Genomic DNA, 23,538 nt, shown 5'->3' with positions numbered 1-23,538 from the left:
ACGGACACTTTAACGATGCTATTGTATTCAATGCTAAGTATAATGCAAGGATAGCAGCTGCGTAATAGCACTAGCGAATTGAATCAACTACAAATTCTGTGCTTTATGTTGTAGATAGTGATCAACAAGTACGATTGCCAACATCGCTTCAGCAATTGGCACACCACGGATGCCAACACAGGGGTCATGTCGCCCTTTGGTAATGACTTCACATTGAGCGCCATGAACATCAATTGAGCGACCAGGCACCAAAATACTTGAAGTGGGTTTAAAGGCAATGCTCGCCAAGATATCCTGTCCTGAGGAAATCCCGCCTAAAATGCCACCTGCGTGATTAGTTAAAAAGCCTTGGTCTTTAATGTATTCATCGCGATGCTCACTCCCTTTTTGCTTAACAACATCAAAGCCATCACCAATTGCAACCGCTTTAACCGCATTAATACTCATTAATGCTTTGGCAATATCAGCATCTAAGCGATCAAATACCGGCTCACCCAGTCCAATAGGTATATTGCGCGCAACAACGTTAACCTTGGCACCAATAGAATCCCCTTGTTTGCGAATGGACTGCATCAACTCCTCAAGCTGTGGAATCTTTTCAGGTTCAGCACAGAAAAAAGGATTTTGCGCAATAGCACTTTGATCTTTAAGCTCAAGCTCAATATCGCCAATTTGTGAAACATAGCCAAAAATCTCACTATTAAACTTCTCTTTTAATATCTTTTTGGCAATCGCTCCTGCTGCCACACGCATCGCCGTTTCTCGCGCTGATGAGCGTCCACCACCACGATAATCGCGAATACCATATTTATGAAAATAGGTAAAATCAGCATGTCCTGGACGAAACTGATCTTTGATCTCTCCATAGTCTTTGGATTTCTGATCCGTGTTCTCAATCACTAAACCTATGGGGGTACCCGTTGTTTTGCCTTCAAATACGCCTGATAGAATCTTTACTTGATCAGGCTCGCGTCGCTGTGTTGTAAACTTTGATTGCCCAGGTTTACGCCGATCTAAATCTACTTGAAGATCCTCCTCACTCAACTCAAGTCCTGGTGGGCAGCCATCGACAATCGCACCTAAGGCTAAACCATGACTCTCACCAAAGGTGGTGACCTTAAATAAAGTTCCAAATGTATTACCTGGCATCTTGATATCCCTTTGTAAACACGGATCGATAATTCACAAGCTCATCATAGGTCAATAAGAACACTCCGTCTCCTCCATCTTCAAAGTTAAGCCATGTGAATGGCACACTTTGAAAGGCTTCTTGCAAGGCATATTGGCTATTGCCAACCTCTACGATCAACACACCACCTTCATTCAGATAATCAAGTGCTTCAACTAAGATTTTACGCGTAATATCCAAGCCATCGTCACCTGAGCCTAATGCTAATGCTGGCTCTTTTAAATATTCTTGTGGCATCGAAGCTAAATCATTCATATCAACATACGGCGGGTTGGATATAATCAAATCAAATTTTTGCCCTGTTAAACTTGCAAATAAGTCTGACTGTACAGCAGTGACACGCTGTTCCATATCATGTTGTTTGATATTGCGCTTAGCCACCTCTAAAGCATCTTCTGAGATATCACTTAACACCACTTCCGCGTCAGGGAACACATGTGCTGTCGCAATACCAATACAGCCACTTCCAGTACATAAATCTAGCACTCGGTGCACCTTGTTATGATTCACCCATGGCTCAAACTCATTACGAATTAGCTCACCAATTGGCGAGCGTGGCACGATAACCCGTTGATCAACATAGAACTTCATTCCAGCAAACCATGCCGTTTTTGTAAGATATGGCAATGGCACACGATCAACCACACGTCTATAAACCCATTTAATTACTTTCTGACGCTCAAGATGCGTTAATCGCGCATCTAAAATGCGATTATCAATATCCAGTGGTAAGTAAAGTCCTTGCAACACTAAGTGCACTGCCTCATCCCACGCCGAGTCAGTGCCATGCCCATAAAAAAGCTCGGCTTCTAAAAAACGAGATGTCGCCCAGCGCAAATAATCACGGATTGTATGCAAATCCTGCGCCAATGCGTCGACATTAACATCCCCACCAAATATATCACTCATTTAACCTTAACTCCTTTTCCAAGTTGTCCCAGTGCCAACATCTTCAAGAATAACACCACTATTGTGTAATTGCTCTCTTATCGCATCTGCTTTTGCATAATTTTTCTCACGTTTCGCCTCTAATCTTTCAAATATTAACGCTTTAATGTCTTCAGCAGTTAGCTCACCAGATTTTGTATAGTGGAAATAATCATCAGCTTTACAGTGCAATATGCCCAACACCGAGGCTAACACCAACAATAACTTAGCAAAGCCTGCTGCCTTTTGCTGATCACTCGTACGATATTTATTGATTTCTTTGGCAATAGCGAATAATACTGGCAAAGCTTCTGGTGTATTAAAGTCATTATTCATTGCTTGTTTAAAGTCATTAACATATTGCTCTGCTTCAACTATTTCTCTAGTATTGTCAGTGATTTCAATACCACGCAATGCCGTGTATAAGCGCTCAATTGCTGCTTTTGCCTGATCTAAATTCTCTTTAGAGTAATTGATTTCACTGCGATATTGCCCAGAAATTAAAAAGAAGCGCACCACTTCAGGGTGATACTCGGCAAGCACCTCTTTGATCGTGAAGAAGTTATTCAATGACTTTGACATCTTCTCATCATCAACTTGTACCATACCAGAATGCAGCCAGTAATTGGCAAAACTGCAACCATTAGCTGCTTCTGATTGTGCGATTTCATTCTCATGATGTGGGAAACGCAAATCTGAGCCGCCCGCATGAATATCAAAATTCTCCCCCAAGAGCTTTTTAGACATCGCTGAGCATTCAATATGCCAACCGGGGCGACCTTGCCCCCATGGTGAATCCCAACTGGGCTCACCGGCTTTGGCAGCTTTCCACAACACAAAATCTAAGGGGTTTTCTTTTTGTTCATTACTTTCGATCCGTGCACCAACACGCAAATGCTCCAAACTCTGCTTACTTAATTTGCCATAGTCTTTAAATGCTTCAACGCGATAATAAACATCGCCATTGCCCGGTGCGTAAGCAAATCCTTTGTCAATAAGCTTTTCAATCATCTTACACATCTCAAAGATCGTTTGTGTTGCGCGCGGGTCAAAGTCAGGCCTTAAAATATTTAAACGATCTAAGTCGTCATACATACTTTTGATCGTGCGCTCAACAAGTGCATCAGTTGGCTCACCATTTTCATTCGCGCGCTTAATAATCTTGTCATCAATATCGGTGATATTACGCACATAAGTCACATCATAATGACAAAAGCGAAAATAACGCACGATGACATCAAAGGCGATCTGCGTACGTGCATGTCCAATATGACAATCATCATAAACCGTCATACCACAGACATATATTTTTAATTTTTGTGGGCTAATCGGCTGAAAAAGCTCTTTTTTTCCAGATAATGAATTGTATAGATAGATACTCATGAATCTTGCATTGGCATGGTTATAATAAGCTTATGTTACCATCGCCTTAGCAAGGTTGAAATACACAATTCACAATTGTATCATTTTATGCTTTAAGCTCTGGCGTCTGCTGACCGATATCATTATAAAATTCTTGCACAAAATCCTCAAAACGGTCTTCATCTAGCGCGTTACGGATATTCTTCATCAAGCGCTGATAGTAAGTAATATTATGAATCGTATTTAAACGCGCACCCAGGCTCTCTTTGGTTTTATCTAAATGATGCAGATAACTTCTTGAGAAATTTTTACAAGTATAACAGTCGCAACTTTCATCCAAAGGTGAGGTATCTGTTTTATATTGACTGTTACGAATACGGATAACACCGCTTTTCACAAACAAATGCCCATTTCTGGCGTTTCTTGATGGCATGACACAATCAAACATATCCACCCCTCGGCGCACTCCTTCCACTAAATCTTGTGGCTTACCAACACCCATTAAATAGCGCGGCTTATCTTCAGGCATCTGATGTGCTGTATGATCTAAAATACGAATCATATCAGGCTTTGGCTCACCAACTGACAATCCACCAATCGCATAACCGTCAAAGCCAATATCCGTTAAGGCTTTTAAGGATTGATCACGTAAATGCTCATACATTCCACCTTGAATAATACCAAATAAAGCTGATGGATTATCCGCATGGGCTACTTTACTTCTTAATGCCCAACGCATTGATAACTCCATTGACGCCTTTGTTTCAAGCTCTGTTGCTGGATATGGTGTACATTCATCAAAGCACATCACGATATCAGATCCTAGATCACGCTGAATCTGCATTGAGATCTCAGGATCTAAAAACACTTTAGCGCCATCTAAAGGTGAGCGAAAAGTGACACCCTCTTCGGTAAGCTTTCTAAGCGCCCCTAAGCTAAACACCTGAAAGCCACCAGAGTCAGTTAATATCGGTCCTTGCCACTGCATAAAATCATGCAAATCACCATGCATTTTGACAATCTCGGTACCCGGGCGCAGCCATAAGTGGAAAGTATTGCCAAGTAATATTTCAGCACCAGTTGCTTTAACATCTTCAGGAGATAAAGATTTAACCGCACCATACGTTCCTACCGGCATAAATGCAGGTGTTTGCACCTGCCCACGATCAAACGTCAAGGTGCCGCGGCGCGCCTTGGCACTTTTTTTTAATAAAGTAAATTTCATATTATGGCTATCACTATCAGCAATAAAGGGCTCATAGTATACCCATCACAATTCATTTTACAGAATTTTTTGCTTTGTATTTTGCGTGCTTTTGATGATTATTCTAAAATAACGATCATATCTTCCAAAGGACGCGCAATCACCGCTTGTGTTTCCGTCTCTAATATTGGACGCTGCATTAATTTAGGCGTTTTTAATAAAATTTTTACAATCTCATCATCTGAGAGCTTTTCAACGTTACTGATATTTAAAACTTTGAAATCATCATCTCCACGACGAATAATTTCATGCTTAGCAACGGTTAACTTCTCTAAAATGCGCAAGATATCTTCTTGAGATAACGGGGTATTGAGATATTCAATCACCTCAATTTCATAATGATTTTGCGTTAAAAATTCTAATGCCGCACGCGATTTGCTGCAACGGGGGTTGTGATATAGCTTATACATATGTTGTATTCTAAAGTTTACTTATTTGTAATACCGCAATGCTAAACTACCATCGCTTGATCAACAATAGTTTTTCCATTACATTATTTTGTGTAATCTCTTGAAACACTTGCCATATAAGGCTTTGAAAGTGGTAGCTACGACTGGACTTGAACCAGTGACCCCAGCATTATGAATGCTGTGCTCTAACCAACTGAGCTACGTAGCCACAACAGGGAGGAATATTAGCAAGATTGGTTTTGTTGTCAATGATTTTTTTTATTTTTATCCCACACCCGCAAAAGTAGCTGATAGATGCTGATTTTTTCTGGGATTGTGTCTATAATGTCCGCCTTATTGCTGCAGCAAGATTAAATGGCAAACAGTTTTATCACTGCTTCCATATCTAAAAGATGTTGTTGTAATAATGTATAGACGAAATACGAGTAAACACAAAGTAGGAACATTTTAGATGTCTGATGGTAGAAATAAACTGAATGATTTTTCATTATTAAAATCATTGGTCGGTGGTAAAAGCATCAAAGATAAAACAGATCGTTTACGTAAAGCACATGCGGCAAAACGCAATGAGACAAGTGACACAAAAACAACAAGCTCAACCCATAGGCCAAACACCGCTACCAAGCAAGCTCATCAGACAAGACAGGAGCGCGTCAATCAGCCACGCACACCGTTTCGTATGCCGCAATATGGCCAAAAACAACATGAAGAACTAATTGTAGATATGCCGGATGTTCAAGAAGATGAACTGATCATTGAAATCGATCTACAAAAAGAACTATATAAAGAAGAACAACGCCTATTTAAATGGCTTTGTACACGTTTTCCAAAATGCTTCAATCCGCGTGATAAGCGCCCTTTAAAAATTGGTATAAGTGACGATATTGAAGTCATTTATTATAATGAACACTTTGCACCCATCGATCCATATGTTCTGAAAAAAGTGATCAAGCGCTATGTAGGTGATACTCGCTATCAACGCTCAGTCCTTGATCACAAACAACGCTTTAACCTTTATGGCAAACCTGTTGAGACATTTAGTGATGATCATATTGCCTATGCTAAACAACGTTTAGATGAAATTGCTGAAAAAGCATACTTACGTTCTCAAGGTATTGATATTAAAACCTATTACCAACAAAAACGTGAACAAGAGCAGCAAGAACAACAAGAAAAGCAGGCGCTAGAACAAACTGAAAACAACAGCCAAACAACTGATGCTGACGCTCAAACTAACGATGCAAAAACGAATTCGTAATGTTTCTCTCTCTTTTATACATCTTCCAATTTTAATCTTTCATTACTACTGACTTAAGACAGTCAAAGTTACTAAGTACTATATGTTTAGCCACTACACTTTGATGACTTTTAGAATGCGATAGCTATTTCACCCATTTTACAGAATTTCTTGCCTTCTTTTTTGTAGCCTCTGCTTGTACTTGATTGAACACTTGATCAATAAATGCTAAATTGGACAAACGTTCTATTTATTATGCCTTTATTTATGACTAATGATAATGTATACACTAGCAAGCCAAGTATCTTACTGTTAAGCATTGTTAGCGTATTGCTTGGCTGTAGCTACTTTATGGCATCAGATATGTATGTCCCAAGCCTGCCAAGCATGAGTCATGCGTTATCTGCAAGCTCGAGTATGGCACGCATAACAATTGCTGCATTTTTAATTGCTTTGGCCTTATCTCAACTTTTTTATGGACCAGCTTCTGACAAATTTGGACGCAAGAAAATCATTTTTATTGGCGCAGGTATATATCTAATTGGCAGCTTAATCTGCATGTTTTCTTGGAATATTTACACACTTATTATTGGTCGAATCATTCAAGGGATAGGGACAGGTGCTTTGCTGTCATTATCCCGAGTCATCGTTCAAGATGCGGTAAGCAAGGATAAGTTTATTCATATCATTGGCTGGCTAAGTCTCTTTTATATGTTAGCTCCAGCGGGTGCACCAGTACTTGGTGGCTTAATTGAAACCTACTTTAATTGGCGTGTCAGTTTTCTAATGATGTTTATACTCGTCGCAATAATAGCTTTAATTATTGCCACACTTATGCCAGAAACTCACCCGCCACATAAAAGAAATATGAATGCCTTAATACCTAGACATTTGCTAACAAACTATCTTGAAGTGTTAAAGCATGCTCCTTTTGTCATATACACTCTTTGCATGATTGCTGGTTTTTCTGGAATTGTAAGCTTTTACACTGTGGGACCTTTTATCCTCATTAATAAATATGGTATGAGTCCACAGAGTTTTGGCTTTCTGTCTATTGCGATCATTGGCTGCTCCTTCATTGCTCGCTTATATATGTCAATAATTTCGCTTAAGAAGTTTGGCGTAATAAAAACACTCTTTCAGGGATTATCTTTAATGGTATTAGCCAGCACTATATTACTTATAAGTTCGACATTGGGATTTGCGCACCAGAGGATGCTAATCACTTGTGTGACACTTTATGCTATGGGCAGCAGTATAGTAGGTCCCACCGTTGTTGGTGTTGCCCTTTCCTTCTTTAGTCACAAAGCAGGCGCTGCTAATGCTGTTTATGGATTCTTGCAAATGTCTGGATTGTTCCTAGTAAGCTCAGTTGCCGCCATCATCCCTGCTGAAATTATTGGTTATGCACTGATTATTTTTGTGATGTCATTTGTCGCTCTAATGCTTTTGAGCATCCTTACTTTTAAGCAATATAGGATTTCACTGCATAAAACAGCCTGTGCTTAATAATTCTCTACATTCTCAACGCATAGACTTGACAAGCAAAAGTACTTGGCAGGATACTAATGCAATAAAAATATATATCTACAGTCACGTGATGTTGCCTATTCTTGATAAATTTTCTACCGAACATAGCAACTGCCAACAGTTTACGAAAGACCTAACTAACTCAGGCTTTCAAGGTGACATACAGCACGACTATGCCACCCGGATCAGCAGTTCAATTGATAACAGTATTTACCAGGTAATCCCAGAGCTTGTGTTGTTTCCCAAAGAACACGCCGATGTTCTGAAAATTTTCACCTTGGCAAATAGCAAAGACTACCAAACACTAAAGTTTAGCGCGCGCGGCGCAGGAACTGGCACCAATGGCCAATCGCTAACTTCTGGCGTCATTATCGATACCAGTCGCTATATGAATAATATTATAAAGATTAATCTAGAAGAAAATTATGTTATCGTTGAGCCTGGTGTTGTACTAGATCAGCTCAACGAGGCGCTTGCACCACATCAGGTGTTTTTCGCACCTAATTTATCACCAAGTAATCGCGCTACGATCGGTGGCATGGCAAGCACAGATGCCTGTGGAAAAGGATCACGCATTTATGGACGCACCAGTGAACACTTACTGGAATTAGAGTGCGTACTAAGTGACGGCGAGGGTGTGTCATTTGAAAAAATAGACGCAAATAACCTAAATGCACTTATTGCCAAACACAGCAAGCGTAATGGGCTATTAGCAGATATTTATCAATCAGTGGCAACAGAAGTCATTGGCCAATATGACAAAATCACCGCACAATTTCCAAAGCTTGATCGCTTTATGACAGGTTACAATCTTGCTAAGTGCTATGATCCACATGAACATCGTATCAATCTTAATTATCTGATTTCAGGCGCTGAAGGCACACTGGCATTTATTACCAAGCTTAAACTAAAACTCACCGCCATTCCAAGTCATAAAATCTTATTCGCCATTAGCTATAGTGACTTTGATCTGGCGTTACGCGATGCCAAAAGCCTATTAAGCTTAAACCCTGCGGCAATCGAAACCATCGATGATAATATTCTTAAAATTGCCAAAGAAGATGAGATTTACCCACAAATTCGCCCTATGCTTGAAGTGCATGCTAATCATGAAATTGCCGCAATTAATCTGATTGAGTTTATTGCCCATAGCAAAGAAGAACTTAGTACTTTAACACAGCAAGCTCAAGAATATTTAGACAAGCAAGAACGTCGTTTTTATCTTGCGACTGATAGTGATGAAATGGCTGTATTATGGGAGCTGCGCAAAAAAGGTGTTGGCTTATTGGGGGCAATGAAAGGTTCTAAAAAACCGATTCCATTTATGGAGGATACCGCTGTCCCACCTGAAAACCTTGCTGATTACATTGTTGAACTAAGAGCACTTTTGGATAGTTACAATCTGCGTTATGGGATGTTTGGTCACGTTGATGTTGGCTGCTTGCATATGCGCCCAGCTTTGGATATGAACGACCCGAAAGATCAAGCGCTGGTTGTCAAATTAACCAAAGAGGTCAATGATCTTGTTAAAAAATACGGTGGCGTTTATTGGTCAGAGCATGGCAAAGGCTTTAGAAGTGAGTATGTCAAAGACTACTTTGGTGACGAGCTACATACTTCTTTACAGAAGATTAAAAAAGCATTTGATCCATATAACAAACTAAATCCAGGTAAAATTGTTGTGCCTTTTGCCAGCAATGATGAACTGGTTAAAGTCAATGGTCCCTTTCGCGGCACCGAAGATGCCAAGGTTGATAGCAACACCCAAAAGCTATTCTCTGGCGCATTTGATTGTAATGGCAATGCCGCTTGCTTAAATTACCATCCTGATCAAGTGATGTGTCCATCAGCAAAAGTGTCACATAACTGGGTATACTCACCCAAAGGGCGTACCGCGCTTTTACGTGAATGGTTAAAACAACTTGCTGAAAAAGACTATCAACCCAATCCATTTTCTGTTGATTCATCCAGTAAAAAACAGAACGTCAATAAGAATGACTTCTCTTACGAGGTCTATCAATCGCTTGATAAATGCTTAGGTTGCAAAGCATGTGCAACCGCTTGCCCAATTAAGGTAGATATTCCATCGATGAAACCGATGTTTTTAGCAGAATACCACAAACGCTACAGGCGCCCATTAAAGGACTATGCGGTTAAATATGTAGAGCAAACAGCTAAATGGCAAAGCTTCTGCCCTTCTTTAATAAACTCAGTGCAATCAATGCCTGTTATAAAGTATTGGTTAGAAAATAAACTTAAGCTTGTTGACGCACCTCTGCTTTCTAAGGAAACACTAAAAGCAGGTCTTAGAAAACGCAATGCACCCAATTTTAGTATTGAAAACTTGAAAGCCCAAAAAGTGCGTAACACACACAAAATAGTCTGTATTGTTCAAGATGCGTTTACTAGCTTTTACAACGCTGAGGTTGTCTTGGCAGTATATGATTTATTGACAAAATTGGGCTTCTATGTTTTTGTATTGCCCTTTTATGAAAATGGCAAGGCTGCACACGTTAAAGGGTTTTTAGCTCACTTCCACAAAAAGGCTGCACGTGCTACTGCCTTTTATAATCAAATTGCTCGTTTAAATGTTCCACTCATAGGCATTGATCCAAGCATGACCTTGGTTTATCGTGATGAATATCGCACGGTGTTAAAAGACCAAGTGCAATTTAAAGTTGAACTATTACAAGAATGGCTTGTTAAACAGCTGCCAACCATAAATATTACAGCCAAAGATCATGCGACAACATTGTCTTTACTAGCCCACTGCTCAGAGCGCGCACTTGCCGCAGTATCGATGCTTCACTGGCAAAAAATATTTAAAGCCTTTGGCGCTAAGCTCATGATTGAAAAAGTTGGTTGCTGTGGCATGGCAGGCACTTTTGGACATGAAAAAGATAACCTTGCATTATCCAAAGAGATTTATGCTTCAAGCTGGCAAAAGAAAATAGATGTGAACAGTCAAAGCAAGCAATATCTTGCCACTGGCTTCTCTTGTCGCTGTCAGGTTAAACGTTTTAGTCACAAACAATTACAACACCCTGCTGCTCTTCTTCTAGAATTGATCAATTAGGTTCTGTGAACCAAAAAAACTACGTTGTACTGTGCTATTTCTGCTCATTTTCATTTTCTCCTTAAAATCAAAGTTAGCACTAGATATACTGCTTTAGCGTTGATGCAAATGATGTCATTTGAGTAAATTTTCAAGTGAATAAGTGAATATCTAAACACTCCTATCAAGTTCTTTTATTATACTTGGCCTATATGAGGTCACAACGTTGATTTCAACATAAACTAATGTACAATACAGGCAAATGAAATTATCAAGTGTAATACAATAACTAATGATATGGGTCAGGGAAAAATAAAACACACAGACTCTTTGAATTTATCGGTTGAAAACAGTCAAATTTTTCGAATAGGAAATCTCATTAATGATTAAGAAATCAGATCTTACTAAAGTTAATTTTCCCTTAGAAAGAGCTTGTTTTGGTTGTAGTCCAAACAATCACTTAGGCTTGAAATTGGAATTTTATTTAGACTCAAACAGAAAAATGTTTAGTTTTTACAAACCGAATCCTCATCATGTTAGCTGGGGTAAAATAATACACGGCGGAATTTCAGCTACCATCTTAGATGAAATTTCTGGCTGGATAGTTATGTTTTCAAAAAAAATGATGTGTGTAACATCTACATTTGAGATTAAATATCATGCACCTATTGTTATGTCAGATGAATACACAGTAACAGGAAAGATAATTGATGAACAAAATAAATCCATAATTGTTGAGTCAGAAATTCTAGATAATCAAGATAAGATATATGTTTCATCTACTGCAAAGCTCATTACTTTAAGTCCCAGAAGAGCAAGGATGATGGAGATTATATCTCCAGAGGATTATGATCAATTAGAAAATTTCTTTAAAACGATATAACCAAATAATTACAAGTCTTTGACAATCACCACACAATTCTCATCCTGAGAGTGAAATATAATAATCAATTTTTCTAAATGATTCTGAATACTACACTTACAGTTGATTGATTATATTAAGCAATTTAGCCACTTCCAAAACTAAATTTAACGCAATAACCGCTTTAAAAACATAGAGATATTCAACATAACAGAGCTTATATTCATTGCGTTTATTCTACAGACTGATTAATTAAGCAGCTTCCATGCACTTTTATCTGCAAATAAAGCTCTTAAAAGTTTGTTATTTAAAGTATGTCCTGATTTATAACAATTAAAATGTCCCAAAATAGCACCACCAACATAAAAATCACCAATTGCATCAAGCAGTTTATGTTTAACAAACTCATCTGGGTATCTTAGGCCTTCAGGATTTGCTATGCCTTCATTGGTGATACCTACGGCATTATCAAGCGAGGCACCTTTTGCTAGATGATTCGCATGCAAATAATCAAGCTGTTCAACAAAACCAAAGGTACGTGCTTTGGCAACATATTCTATATACTCATGTTTATCACCTGAAAACTCAACAACAAGAGGAGTTGCTGCAATCACTGGGTGATCCCATTTAATTTCAAAGCGATAGCTTGTCTGTTTACAGGGCAAAATCTCTGCAAACTTATCCTCTTCGCTTACGCGTATGGGCTTTAACACCTTGATAACTTGACGTTTTTTATCTTGTGCTTTAACACCTGTTTTTTGCAACTCTTGAACAAAGCTAATACTACTACCATCCATTACCGGTAACTCTGGCGCATCGATTTCAATTACCACATTATCAATCTCAAACATGCATAAAGCCGACATCAAATGTTCAATCGTTGAGACAGTTATGGTTTTATCATCAGGAGAGACAAGCAATGTACACATTACTGCTTCAGTGATATTAAACGGTGTAATTTTAATATCATGCACTACTGCTAAATCAGTACGACGAAAAACAATTCCCTGATCAACATCTGCAGGTAACAGGCGCATATTCACATTAACCCCTGAATGCAAGCCAATACCTTGAATTTCAATATTGTTATTAATCGTGTGTTGCAGCACATTTTCCTCCATGCTTTTGGCAATGATAAAGACTATATAAAATCCGGGCTAAAAAAGCTAATTAATAACACTATCAACACAATTAAACTAATTACAACATAGCACTTATTGTGCTCGCGCTTAAAGCTATAAGCGGTAATTGCGACACGTACGATAGGGTTGATTAAAATAAGTAATACACCTAATTGCAATAATGATTTAAGACTACCGTGAAATGCTGTTGAGATAATTAAATTGATATCTTCTAAGTGTTTAGGCTCACCGTGGAAAACATGAGATAAATGCATAATTCCATCATGATTAATAAGATAGAGCACTTCAGCAACAAAAACCACTGCGATAGAAATAATAATCGACACCATCATCACCATGACAATCATGGCTGACTGCGTTTTTTTCGACTTATTTGTATTTTCTGTCATAAGCGAACCCCTAAGCCATTTAAGATCATTTGCACACCAATAATAGCAATCAGTACCAAAAATACTGTCTTTAAGGTTTTCACTGGAATAATAGGCAATAGCTTGGCACCCAAAAATGCCCCTACGAAAACACCTAATGCAACCGGAGCTGCAAATAATGGTTCGATATAGCCGGCTTTAAGATAAATACCAACACTTGCCGCGGCTGTAATGCCAATCATAAAATTACTGGTCGCGGTGGTCACTTTAAAAGGGATTTTCATAATTTGATCCATTCCCAAGACTTTAAAAGCACCTGAACCAATTCCTAAAAGTCCTGATAATACACCAGCAATCCACATAACGACAAACCCAGGAATTACACCAACCACTGCATAAGATGCTATTTTGTCTTTTATTTGATAAGTATCTGGAAGTTGTAATTTTTGTGCAAGTTTACTGGATTCAATGACTGCATTTTTTGGCTTGTTCAACAATGAAATCATAATGTTTAAAAGTAGCATAATACCAAAAATAAGTGACAATATATCTTTATTTATGACGACAGCAAGGCTTGCACCACAGATCGCACCGATCGTTGTTGCTACTGACAAAAACATACTAATACGGATATTGCTTATCCCATCCTTAAGATAGGAAATCGCTGCCCCTGACGAAGTGGCAATCACCGATGTTAATGCCGCTCCCATTGCGTAACGAATATCAATACCAAATCCTAGCACCAAAAATGGCGTGATTATCACGCCACCACCAAGACCAGCCAATGCACCAAGAACTCCGGCAAACATTGAAGCAGCTATAACAACAAGTTCAAATACAATAAGCTCCATCTTTATGTCTCTATAAGATTACACTGTGCACGACATCTTTATGATAAATAGTCATTATTGGTATGCCGAAATGGCGGCTGATTCATCCAGTTTAAACCCCTTTGGATCACTGATAATTCTATAATCACCAGCAATGACTTCATTTGCAGTTATTGACGTGATTTCACCTAAGCCAGGTAACACTTTGCCAATATTGGCAATAGTGAACGTACCATTGCTTGCTTGCAGTACTAAGCCATAGCTATTAGCAGAATAAATTTTATAATTTGTTGCTGTTTTATCTGCCGTTTTCGGCATTGTGATGATCGGTTGTATATTAACGCTTTTATCATTTGATGCATTGTTGGCACTTACTTGTGCCAACTTAGCTGAAAATTGTTTTACCAAATTATCACTGACTTTATCTAAGCTTTTGGTCTGCTTTTGAATTTCATCTATTTTCATTTGTATTTGCTGTAACTGTGTTACCGCTTCAGTATTGCTGTTTAAAACCATCTGCTTTAGCTCAGCAATTTTGACATCAGCAGACTTTCGCACCTGCTCAGCTTCCGTATGAATAATGTTTGATAGGGTATTTCTAATGGTACCTGCTTGCTCCTCGATATGAGACTGCAGCACTTTTTGATGTGCTTGGATTTCTTTTTGATTACTGATGATAAACAATTGAAATACCAATATACACGCAATACCTACACCACCTAACACCATTAGCTTTTGCTGTTTTGTTAGTGGCGTTTTGCCCTTTTTCTGATTTGATACTTCAGTATCAAACGCATCATCTTCTATCTTTGAATCAGACGCTTGATCTGATGCTTTATTATTTAATGAACCAAATAACTTTTTCATTGCAGCTTAGTCCTTATTTATCAATGCCAATGCTAAGTATAGAAATTATTTCGAGCATCGCCTAGCAGTTGATGGTGATTTATGATTTTTTGTTTATACTACAGCAATACAAATTAGGAAAATGACTTGATAAGGATTTTAAAAAAATGAAATATAATTTTCTAATACGGCTGTTTCACTTACTGATTGCTATTGGTGTAATCTTACAATTATTTATTGGTTTTTTCTTTGATGGTTTGTTTGCTAAACTCAATGGCGCATTTTTTATGACCATACATAAATCGATTGGTTTATCTTTAGCCATATTGATTATTCTGCTACTCATTACCCGTTTATTATCAAAGAAAATCCCTTACCCAAAAGCCATGTCACCTTTACATATTTTTGTAGCCAAACTTGTACACATCGGTCTTTATCTTTGTGTGTTTTGCATGGCAATGACAGGACTTATTGCTTCGCAGTTATTCCAAAGTCAATGGCAATTTTTCTATTGGTTTAATGTGCCTATATTGTTACCACGAAATCCAGAGCTTGGTCGTGAAATCTTCAGCTGGCATCCTTGGGTTGCCTACATCCTACTGGCACTTGTTGTGCTGCATATTTTAGCGGCACTCTATCATAAGTATATTGCTAAAGATGGGATTGTTAAAAAGATGTTATAAGTCAAACTATAGCTGTTCCATTTATATTTTACGTATTAACAAACATCTGCTTTGGTAAAGCGATAACCCACCCCTGACTCTGTGGTAATTAATGGCTGCTTAGTGCAGGCGGCGAGCTTTTTCCGTAATTGTCCGACATAGATACGCAAATACTGTACCTCATCGGCAAAATACTCACCCCATATCTGCTGCAAGATTTGATTTTGCGTCAATAATTTTCCAGCATTCTGGCAAAACACACTCAATAATAGAAACTCTTTTTTCGATAGGTGAATCACTTCATCATTGATCATCACACGATGATCGGCGATATTAACACGCATATTTTCAAATTGATAAACAGCCTCTGATTTTTTACCTTCTGTTTTAAAAGAGTCGATAAGATCAAGGTTGCGCTTAATACGTGCAACTAGCTCAGGCATATCAAACGGTTTTCTAACATAATCATTGGCACCATTCTCAAGTGCTTTGACCACTTCATCACTATCACTTCTAGCAGATACGACAATTACCGGCACATGCATGTGCTTAACCCTTAGATTTGCCAACCAGTTTTGGCCATCCTGATCAGGCAACCCTAAATCTAATAAAATAAGATCAGGATGTTGTTGGTTTAAAACATCTGTGGCATGCTCAGCACTCACTGCATCATACACATCATAACCCAGCACTAGTAAGGTCTTTTTTAAGAATTTACGAATTTGTGCTTCATCATCAATCAATAATATTTTCTTATTCATGTGGATTCACTATGGGTAATTTAACAACAAATGTACTGCCTTTATTAGTCCCTTCACTGATAGCATAAATCTCACCATGATGAGCGCTAATAATATCTTTACAAATGGCAAGACCAAGTCCATGCCCTTTAGTATAACTATCTGATTTTTTGAGTCGATGGAAAATTGAAAATACACTCTCCAACTCTGCAGGCTTAAGTCCAATACCTTGATCACTCACTTCAATAACTGCCCAAGCACTCACCAACTTCAAACGTATTGTGATCTTACTATTTTCAGCACTAAACTTGACGGCATTGGCAATAAGATTAGTCAAAACTTGATCTATCAACATTGAGTCCCCATTGATAAAAAGTGCTTTATTCATGCATTGCAGCTCAAACTGATGACTTGCAAAGCGCTTTTCAGCAATAGCAAACCCCTGATTGATTAATGTGTTTAGATGCACGCTTTGCTTATTAATGGTGACACCTGCGCTAAACTTCAGCATCTGTAAAATATGATCGATATATTGATCTAAGCGCCTGCTTTCTTCTAAAGCAAGATCCAACATCTCAGCTTTATCTTCTTTGGAAAACATCTTCTCATAACTTAACACACTGGATAACGCCCCCGTGATTGATGCCAACGGTGTCTTTAAATCGTGTGACACTGATGATAGGAGTGTTTTTTGTAGTTTCTCTTGTTCTTTCAAAATCATAGCTTCCTGTTCTTGTTGCAATAAACGCTGCTGTAGCAACGCATTGGCAACATGTGATAGCATCGTTTTTATCAATATCTGATCAAATAAAAAAGCTTCAACTTTATATTCAAACTTCACACAAATAGCAATAATGCCAAGCATGCGCTCATCGACAATTAATGGCTCAAAATACCACGGTAATGCGCTGAAGGTTTGCGTGCTTTTACCACAGGCTGTTTTATTACTCCAACACCAATGCATTGCTGCATGCTCTTTATCACTGAATTGGCATGAATTAGGAATTATTTCATATACTTTGTGATCATCAGCAACGATAAACGCAAACTCATAATCAAAGTATTGTGCTAATGCTGCCAAAAATCGCTGATAAAATGACTGATCTTTTTGCTTGATCGTAATTTCATTTGAAAATTTATAAAGCATTGATAACGTTTTTTCACGTGAACGTAACGCCTTTAATGAGTGACGCATACGCGCAGTTAATTGACTGACGACCAGCACAACCAACATAAATATAATAAAGGTGATCACTTGCGAAAAGGTACCAATCGTAAATTTAAAATTAGGGGTCAAATACATATACATGTACATCACAAAGCTTAGAATTGACGAAGCAATCGACGCTTTAAGTCCATAACGATAAGCGCATAATATCAAAACTAGTACCAAAATAAGCGACTGCCCAGATAAACCGACAAAATTCATCCCAAAGAATATAAAAAGCCCTGCCACAAATGTAATTGCTAAGGCTTTAATTATATTCAGCCATGTTGCAGTGCCTCTTTGTTTAGCTTCTTTGAATCGTAAAAAAAGATCAGAAACTCGTGCTTTGTGCGTACTGACCACATGAACCTGCTTATGCTCACTATGACGAATAACATCATAAACAACTGAACCCAACAACCAATCCAGCCACTTAGCACGCTTTGATTTACCAATTACAATATCAGTGACATTGTGATCATTAGCATAGCGAATAATCGCTTTTGATAGACTACCACCTGAGATATGTTCTAATTGATAACCCAACTCAAGTGCCAATGTTTTATAACGCCTAATTTCTCGTAATTTAACACGCGATAGTTGCTTTTGTGGATTGTGGATAAATATCGCTAATAATCGCGCATTCGCGATCGTGGCAAGCTGTTTTCCTTTTCTAAGCAGCCTTGGCGTTGACGCATCATAAGCACAACAAACTAGAACACAAGGGGATGCGGCAATATTAGCATATGGGTCATAGAGCTTTTTATATGAGCGCACATCTTCACCAACATGCGAAGCGGCTAAACGTAGCGCATAATCTCTAAGTATCGCAAGATTGGTATATTGGAAATAGCGTGATAAGGCACGCTTTGCCATTTCATGATGATATACACGCCCCTCATTTAAGCGTTTAATAAGCTCTTCAGGCGTGATATCAACAATCATCAGCTCATCTGCAGACTGAATAAAACTATCAGGAACAGTTTCTTCAATCGTTACCTGAGTAATCTCCTCGACTTCATGGCTGAGACTTGCAATATGCTGGATATTAATCGCAGTATAAACATTAATCCCTGCTTCTAGAATTTCAATAATGTCTAAATAGCGCTTTTTGTTACGTTCCGTTGCAAGATTTTTATGCGGCAATTCATCTATGATCACCGTTTCTGGCTTACGCTGGATAATCGCATCAACATCAAGCTCATTAAATACTTTGCCTTTATAAGATATTGCTTTTAGCGGAATTTGCTCAAGACCGCTAACTAGGTCTTCCGTCTCTTTGCGTCCATGTGTTACCACCAAACCGATAGCCACATCATGCCCTGTGTGTTTGAGTTCTTGGGCACGCGTCAACATCGCATAGGTTTTACCCACGCCAGGAGCAGCCCCTAAAAAAATCTTTAATCGCCCACGCCTAGATTTTACCGACTTATTTGCAAGATTTAACAAAGCATCGACTTTGTGACCTTTGGGATTTCCATGAGGCTTGATGTACTCATTTGACATAGGATTTTCCCCTAAACAGCATATGGAATAGTTTAACCCAACTTTTGTTTAAATGTTTGCAGTGCTAAGTTTAATTTAAGCACATTAACCGTCGCTGGATTAAATAGATGATGCTCTGTATTATCATCAATCAGTTGAGTAACTTCAGCAACCGATAAATGATTGACCTTGGCGATATATGGCGCTTGATACTTAGCTGCCATCAATGAAATATCTGGATCTAAACCACTGCCTGAGGCAAATACTAAATCAGCTGGTATTTTGCTATTGCCATATTTTTGCTGTAAACCCTCGATTCGCGCCTGTACACTTTTAACTAAATTTACATTATTAAGTGCCATACTCGTACCACCTGAGGCAAGCCCATCATAGTTATTTGCTGATGGTCGAGATTGAAATAAATTATCCGCAAAATTTTGTCCAATCAGGCTTGAGCCGATAATCTGCCCATTGTATTTAATCAATGACCCCTGCGCTTGATCTTTAGCAAGGACAAAACCAATACCAGTCATAAGTAATGGATAAAAAATACCTAAGATAATCGTGAAAAAGAGCATTGCTATAAATCCACGACGCATTTCATAAAACATAACCATTCTCCTATACTAAGCCCACGGCTGTGATGATCATATCGATTAATTTAATGCCGATAAATGGCACTAAAATGCCACCTAAGCCGTATAGTAATAAATTTCTTTTAAGAAGCTTATGTGCACTAATACTAACATTTTTAACACCAACCAATGCCATCGGAATCAAAAATACGATAATGAGGGCATTGAAGATCACTGCCGATAAGATGGCACTCACCGGTGAATGTAAATGCATGATATTAAGTGCATTTAAGCTTGGGAAACTTGTCACAAATAACGCAGGAATAATCGCAAAATACTTAGCAACGTCATTGGTGATACTAAAGGTTGTCAACGCGCCACGCGTCACCAGAATCTGCTTACCAATGCGCACGATATCAATCAGCTTTTTAGGGTCTGAATCCAAATCCACCATATTGCCCGCCTCACGTGCTGCGGTTGTGCCACTTGCCATCGCAACCCCTACATCGGCTTGTGCTAAAGCTGGCGCATCATTGGTACCATCGCCACACATTGCCACTGTTTTGCCTTCTTTTTGCACCTTTTTGATGTAGTCCAGTTTATCTTGCGGTGAAGCTTGTGCGATAAAGTCATCAACGCCAGCTTCAGCAGCAATTGCCGCTGCGGTTAAAGGATTGTCCCCCGTGATCATCACCGTTTTAATCCCCATTTTTCTTAACTCATCAAACTTCTCTTTTATCGCGGGTTTAATCACGTCTTTAAGATAAATCACACCCAATAATTCACTATTTTGACAAACTGCCAATGGTGTCCCCCCTTCTTCAGCAATACGTTCAACCATCAAGATAAAGCTAGGACTTACGGTATCTGGCAAGTGATTACCCAAATGCTTGGTAATGGCACTTACCGCACCTTTACGAATATTAAACGCGTTATAATCAATCCCACTCATCCGCGTATAGGCTGAAAATGGAATCATCTGCGCGTGAGCTAAATCAATATCTTCACGCTTAAAGCCAAAGCGTTTTTCGGCAAGCTTGACAATAGACTTACCCTCTGGCGTCTCATCGGCTAATGATGACAACCATGCGGCATAGGCTAAGTCACGTTCACTAACACCATTAATGACTAAAAACGCTGTGGCAAATCGATTGCCCAGTGTGATCGTACCGGTTTTATCCAACAGCAATACATCAATATTTCCCGAAGCCTCGACAGCACGCCCAGAAAGTGCAACAACATTGGTTTTCATCAAGCGATCCATCCCCGAGATACCAATCGCGGACAATAACCCTGCAATCGTTGTTGGAATCAAAGTCACAAATAAAGCAATCAATACAACAACAGATAGTGTTACATGACTAAATTGCGCCATTTCATATAATGAACAAACAGCAATGATAAAAATCAACGTCAACCCTGATAATAAAATCGTTAAAGCAATTTCATTCGGCGTTTTTAAACGCTTGGCATTTTCTACCAAAGAAATCATCTTATCCAAAAAGCTCTCACCTGGATTAGAGGTAACACGAATTTTGATTTCATCAGAAATTACTCTAGTGCCTGCCGTGACGGCTGAGCTATCAGAGCCTGCTTCTCTGACAACCGGTTGCGACTCTCCGGTAATTGCCGACTCGTCAATAGTCGCAATGCCTTCGATCACCTCACCATCTGCCGGCATAAAATCATCGGTTTGCACCAAGACAATATCACCTGCACGTAATAACTCAGCAGCAAGCACTTCAATCTCACCACTCTCATTATAACGCCTGGCACTTAATTGTGATTTCGTGGCACGTAGACTATCTGCTTGCGCCTTGCCTTTACCCTCGGCAATACTCTCAGCAAAATTGGCAAATAACAGGGTTATCCATAACCATAAAGTGATTTGCAATGTAAAGCCAATCTCTTTACCACTAATAAAAGCTTGCACTAGATATAGTGAACATAGAATCGTGACGACATAAACACAAAACATCACCGGATTGCGATACATCTCTTTAGGATTACACTTTATAAATGCCGCTTTAATCGCCGGCATGATTAATGCTTTTGAAAAGATTGATCCATTTTGATGTGCCATTTTCATAAACTCCAAACTATAAAAAAATATCAATGATCTAAAAGATTAAAACGTAACATAATCAAGAATCGGCCCCAGTGACAACGCCGGAAAAATAGTAAGACCTCCGACGATCAAAATGGTAAATAACACCAATACGCCAAATAAAACACTTGTTGTTGACAGTAAGCTATAACCGGCTTGATCCGTGGCACGTTTTGTTGCAACCAAGCTGCCTGCAAGCATAATCACCGCAGCAATAGTCACAAAGCGCCCTAATAACATTGCTATACCAAGGGTGACATTAAAAAATAATGTATTGGCATTTAAGCCCGTAAACGCGCTACCATTATTATTAGCCGCAGACGTGTAAGCATATAAGATCTCGCTAAAACCGTGTGCACCTGTATTAGTAAGACTTGCATAAGTACTTGGTAACACGGCAGCAATTGCAGTAAATACAAGCACACAACATGGAGAGATAAGCACACCAAGCATCACCCACTTCATTTGTGTGCCTTCAATGCGTTTACCTAGTAAACTTGGGATCCTTCCAACCATTAATGATGCAATAAAAACGCTTAATAACATAAATAGTAAAAAGCCATACATCCCCGTGCCAACACCACCGATAATAATTTCACCAAGCGCCATATTGACCAATGCTACTGCTCCACCAATCGGTGTGTAGCTATCCAACATGCTATTGACACCACCGTCTGAAGCTGATGTTGACACCGTGTTATAAAGCGTCGATTGGAAAATGCCAAAGCGCATCTCTTTACCTTCAAGATTAGCTAAATGCCCAGACTGTCCATAGATATCAGCAATATGTGCACTCTGTGGATTTGGCATGCCTTTTAATTCAGCATAAGTCATTACAGTTAATGAGGTTATAAATAACACGCCCATCACCGACAAAATGAACCAACCTTGTTTGGTGTTTCCTACCCATTTACCAAAGGTATAGGTCAACGCAGCGCCAATGGCAAAGATACTTAATACTTGAATAAAATTGGTTAATGCCGTCGGGTTTTCATAAGGATGTGCCGAATTAGCATTAAAAAAACCACCACCATTAGTCCCAAGTGATTTAATCGCCTCTTGTGATGCCACAGGACCTTGCGGGATAATTTGTTCAGCGCCTGATAAGGTGTGCACATGCACGTAATACATTAAATTTTGTGGCACCCCTTGCAATATATAAACCATCGTAATGACGATACAAAGCGGTAATAAGATCCAAAAAATCGCCTTGCCCAAATCTGACCAGAAATTACCAATCGTTGCTTCATTACTTCTCGCAATGCCACGAAATAAAGCGATAGCCACCGATATCCCCACTGCTGCTGACACAAAATTTTGCACAGCTAATGCTGACATCTGTGATAAGTAACTGACACCAGTTTCACCGGAATAGCTCTGCCAATTGGTATTTGAGATAAAGCTTACTGCGGTATTAAATGCCTGATGCCAGGTCATATTCTCAATATGCTGTGGGTTTAAGGGCAAAAAGGCTTGCAGCATCAACATAGTAAATACAAACAAAAGCACAAATGCTGAAAACATGAACAGACTCAATAAATACTGTTTAGCGCTTTGCTCTTTATTAAGGTTAGCACCGATTAATTTGCTATACCCACGCTCAAGTGGTGAAGCAAACCAATCTAAAAACGTTCTTCGTCCATGATAAACATTGTAAATATATACCCCTAAGGGCTTGGTGAGAGCTAGTACTGCACCAATAAAAATAATGAATAACCAAATATTGTGATACATACTTTT

19 protein-coding genes and 1 tRNA gene are annotated in these 23,538 nt (G+C 38.8%); 5 read left to right on the top strand and 15 right to left on the bottom strand.

The features are described 5' to 3' along the window. Window positions 1-87 precede the first annotated feature (87 nt). The 6 genes from aroC to DNK85_RS00825 form a co-directional block, all read right to left on the bottom strand. Window positions 88-1,149, bottom strand: coding sequence for a chorismate synthase (aroC, locus tag DNK85_RS00850; protein ID WP_119327694.1), 1,062 nt, complete (start codon window positions 1,147-1,149; stop codon window positions 88-90). After that, window positions 1,139-2,098 carry a 50S ribosomal protein L3 N(5)-glutamine methyltransferase gene (gene prmB / locus DNK85_RS00845; protein WP_119327693.1) on the bottom strand — a complete coding sequence of 320 codons (960 nt, stop codon included), beginning with the start codon at window positions 2,096-2,098 and terminating at the stop codon, window positions 1,139-1,141. The genes aroC and prmB overlap by 11 nt, the downstream gene beginning before the upstream one ends. Window positions 2,099-2,104: 6 nt before the next feature. After that, window positions 2,105-3,493, bottom strand: coding sequence for a cysteine--tRNA ligase (gene cysS, locus DNK85_RS00840; protein ID WP_456236541.1), 1,389 nt, complete (start codon window positions 3,491-3,493; stop codon window positions 2,105-2,107). 91 nt (window positions 3,494-3,584) lie between these two features. Then, window positions 3,585-4,703: a tRNA guanosine(34) transglycosylase Tgt gene (gene tgt, locus DNK85_RS00835; RefSeq protein ID WP_119327691.1), complete on the bottom strand. Its 1,119-nt coding sequence runs from the start codon at window positions 4,701-4,703 to the stop codon at window positions 3,585-3,587. Between the two features lie 98 nt (window positions 4,704-4,801). Next, window positions 4,802-5,152 carry an ArsC/Spx/MgsR family protein gene (locus tag DNK85_RS00830; protein WP_119327690.1) on the bottom strand — a complete coding sequence of 117 codons (351 nt, stop codon included), beginning with the start codon at window positions 5,150-5,152 and terminating at the stop codon, window positions 4,802-4,804. 131 nt (window positions 5,153-5,283) lie between these two features. Then, a tRNA-Met gene (locus DNK85_RS00825) sits at window positions 5,284-5,360 on the bottom strand. A gap of 243 nt (window positions 5,361-5,603) precedes the next feature. Here DNK85_RS00825 and DNK85_RS00820 point away from each other — a divergent pair. From DNK85_RS00820 to DNK85_RS00805, 4 genes are all read left to right on the top strand, one after another. Further along, entirely contained in the window at window positions 5,604-6,410 is an 807-nt protein-coding gene (locus tag DNK85_RS00820) for a ProQ/FINO family protein (RefSeq protein ID WP_119327689.1), read from the top strand. Between the two features lie 246 nt (window positions 6,411-6,656). Beyond that, window positions 6,657-7,898, top strand: coding sequence for a Bcr/CflA family efflux MFS transporter (locus DNK85_RS00815; RefSeq protein ID WP_162896447.1), 1,242 nt, complete (start codon window positions 6,657-6,659; stop codon window positions 7,896-7,898). 91 nt (window positions 7,899-7,989) lie between these two features. Continuing rightward, the gene (locus tag DNK85_RS00810) at window positions 7,990-10,995 is read left to right on the top strand and encodes an FAD-binding and (Fe-S)-binding domain-containing protein (RefSeq protein WP_119327687.1); all 3,006 of its coding nucleotides are present in this window, start codon (window positions 7,990-7,992) and stop codon (window positions 10,993-10,995) included. A 361-nt stretch (window positions 10,996-11,356) separates the two neighbouring features. Next, window positions 11,357-11,857 (top strand): PaaI family thioesterase, encoded by a 501-nt coding sequence (locus DNK85_RS00805; protein ID WP_119327686.1) that lies wholly within the window; start codon window positions 11,357-11,359, stop codon window positions 11,855-11,857. Window positions 11,858-12,084: 227 nt separating this feature from the next. On the opposite strand, the gene lpxC is transcribed toward DNK85_RS00805, so the two are convergent. The 4 genes from lpxC to DNK85_RS00785 are packed head-to-tail and all read right to left on the bottom strand — an operon-like array spanning window position 12,085 to window position 15,043. Next, the gene (lpxC, locus tag DNK85_RS00800; protein ID WP_235842337.1) at window positions 12,085-12,945 is read right to left on the bottom strand and encodes a UDP-3-O-acyl-N-acetylglucosamine deacetylase; all 861 of its coding nucleotides are present in this window, start codon (window positions 12,943-12,945) and stop codon (window positions 12,085-12,087) included. A gap of 32 nt (window positions 12,946-12,977) precedes the next feature. Further along, window positions 12,978-13,367, bottom strand: coding sequence for a DUF1634 domain-containing protein (locus DNK85_RS00795; RefSeq protein ID WP_119327684.1), 390 nt, complete (start codon window positions 13,365-13,367; stop codon window positions 12,978-12,980). Further along, a complete protein-coding gene (locus tag DNK85_RS00790; RefSeq protein WP_119327683.1) occupies window positions 13,364-14,197 on the bottom strand; it encodes a sulfite exporter TauE/SafE family protein in 834 nt (277 codons plus the stop codon). Before DNK85_RS00790 ends, DNK85_RS00795 begins: the two co-directional genes overlap by 4 nt. 54 nt (window positions 14,198-14,251) lie before the next feature. Next, window positions 14,252-15,043 (bottom strand): hypothetical protein, encoded by a 792-nt coding sequence (locus tag DNK85_RS00785; RefSeq protein WP_119327682.1) that lies wholly within the window; start codon window positions 15,041-15,043, stop codon window positions 14,252-14,254. A gap of 146 nt (window positions 15,044-15,189) precedes the next feature. On the opposite strand from DNK85_RS00785, the gene DNK85_RS00780 reads away from it, so the two are divergent. Continuing rightward, on the top strand, window positions 15,190-15,705 hold the full coding sequence (locus tag DNK85_RS00780) for a cytochrome b (RefSeq protein WP_119327681.1): 516 nt from the start codon (window positions 15,190-15,192) through the stop codon (window positions 15,703-15,705). Between the two features lie 35 nt (window positions 15,706-15,740). On the opposite strand, the gene DNK85_RS00775 is transcribed toward DNK85_RS00780, so the two are convergent. From DNK85_RS00775 to kdpA, 5 genes are read right to left on the bottom strand one after another with little or no spacing between them, the layout of a single operon-like run. Then, a complete protein-coding gene (locus tag DNK85_RS00775) occupies window positions 15,741-16,445 on the bottom strand; it encodes a response regulator transcription factor (RefSeq protein ID WP_119327680.1) in 705 nt (234 codons plus the stop codon). Continuing rightward, a complete protein-coding gene (locus tag DNK85_RS00770) occupies window positions 16,438-19,137 on the bottom strand; it encodes an ATP-binding protein (protein ID WP_119327679.1) in 2,700 nt (899 codons plus the stop codon). The genes DNK85_RS00775 and DNK85_RS00770 overlap by 8 nt, the downstream gene beginning before the upstream one ends. A gap of 32 nt (window positions 19,138-19,169) precedes the next feature. Then, window positions 19,170-19,727 carry a potassium-transporting ATPase subunit KdpC gene (kdpC, locus tag DNK85_RS00765; protein ID WP_235842336.1) on the bottom strand — a complete coding sequence of 186 codons (558 nt, stop codon included), beginning with the start codon at window positions 19,725-19,727 and terminating at the stop codon, window positions 19,170-19,172. A gap of 10 nt (window positions 19,728-19,737) precedes the next feature. Continuing rightward, window positions 19,738-21,774 carry a potassium-transporting ATPase subunit KdpB gene (kdpB, locus tag DNK85_RS00760; protein WP_119327678.1) on the bottom strand — a complete coding sequence of 679 codons (2,037 nt, stop codon included), beginning with the start codon at window positions 21,772-21,774 and terminating at the stop codon, window positions 19,738-19,740. A 45-nt stretch (window positions 21,775-21,819) separates the two neighbouring features. Further along, window positions 21,820-23,532 carry a potassium-transporting ATPase subunit KdpA gene (gene kdpA / locus DNK85_RS00755; protein ID WP_119327677.1) on the bottom strand — a complete coding sequence of 571 codons (1,713 nt, stop codon included), beginning with the start codon at window positions 23,530-23,532 and terminating at the stop codon, window positions 21,820-21,822. Window positions 23,533-23,538 lie beyond the last annotated feature (6 nt).

Source organism: Cysteiniphilum halobium, from assembly GCF_003574425.1.
Lineage (GTDB): Bacteria > Pseudomonadota > Gammaproteobacteria > Francisellales > Francisellaceae > Caedibacter > Caedibacter halobius.
The sequence above is the reverse complement of the archived record's forward strand: the minus strand, read 5'-3'. Positions and strand labels throughout refer to the sequence as shown.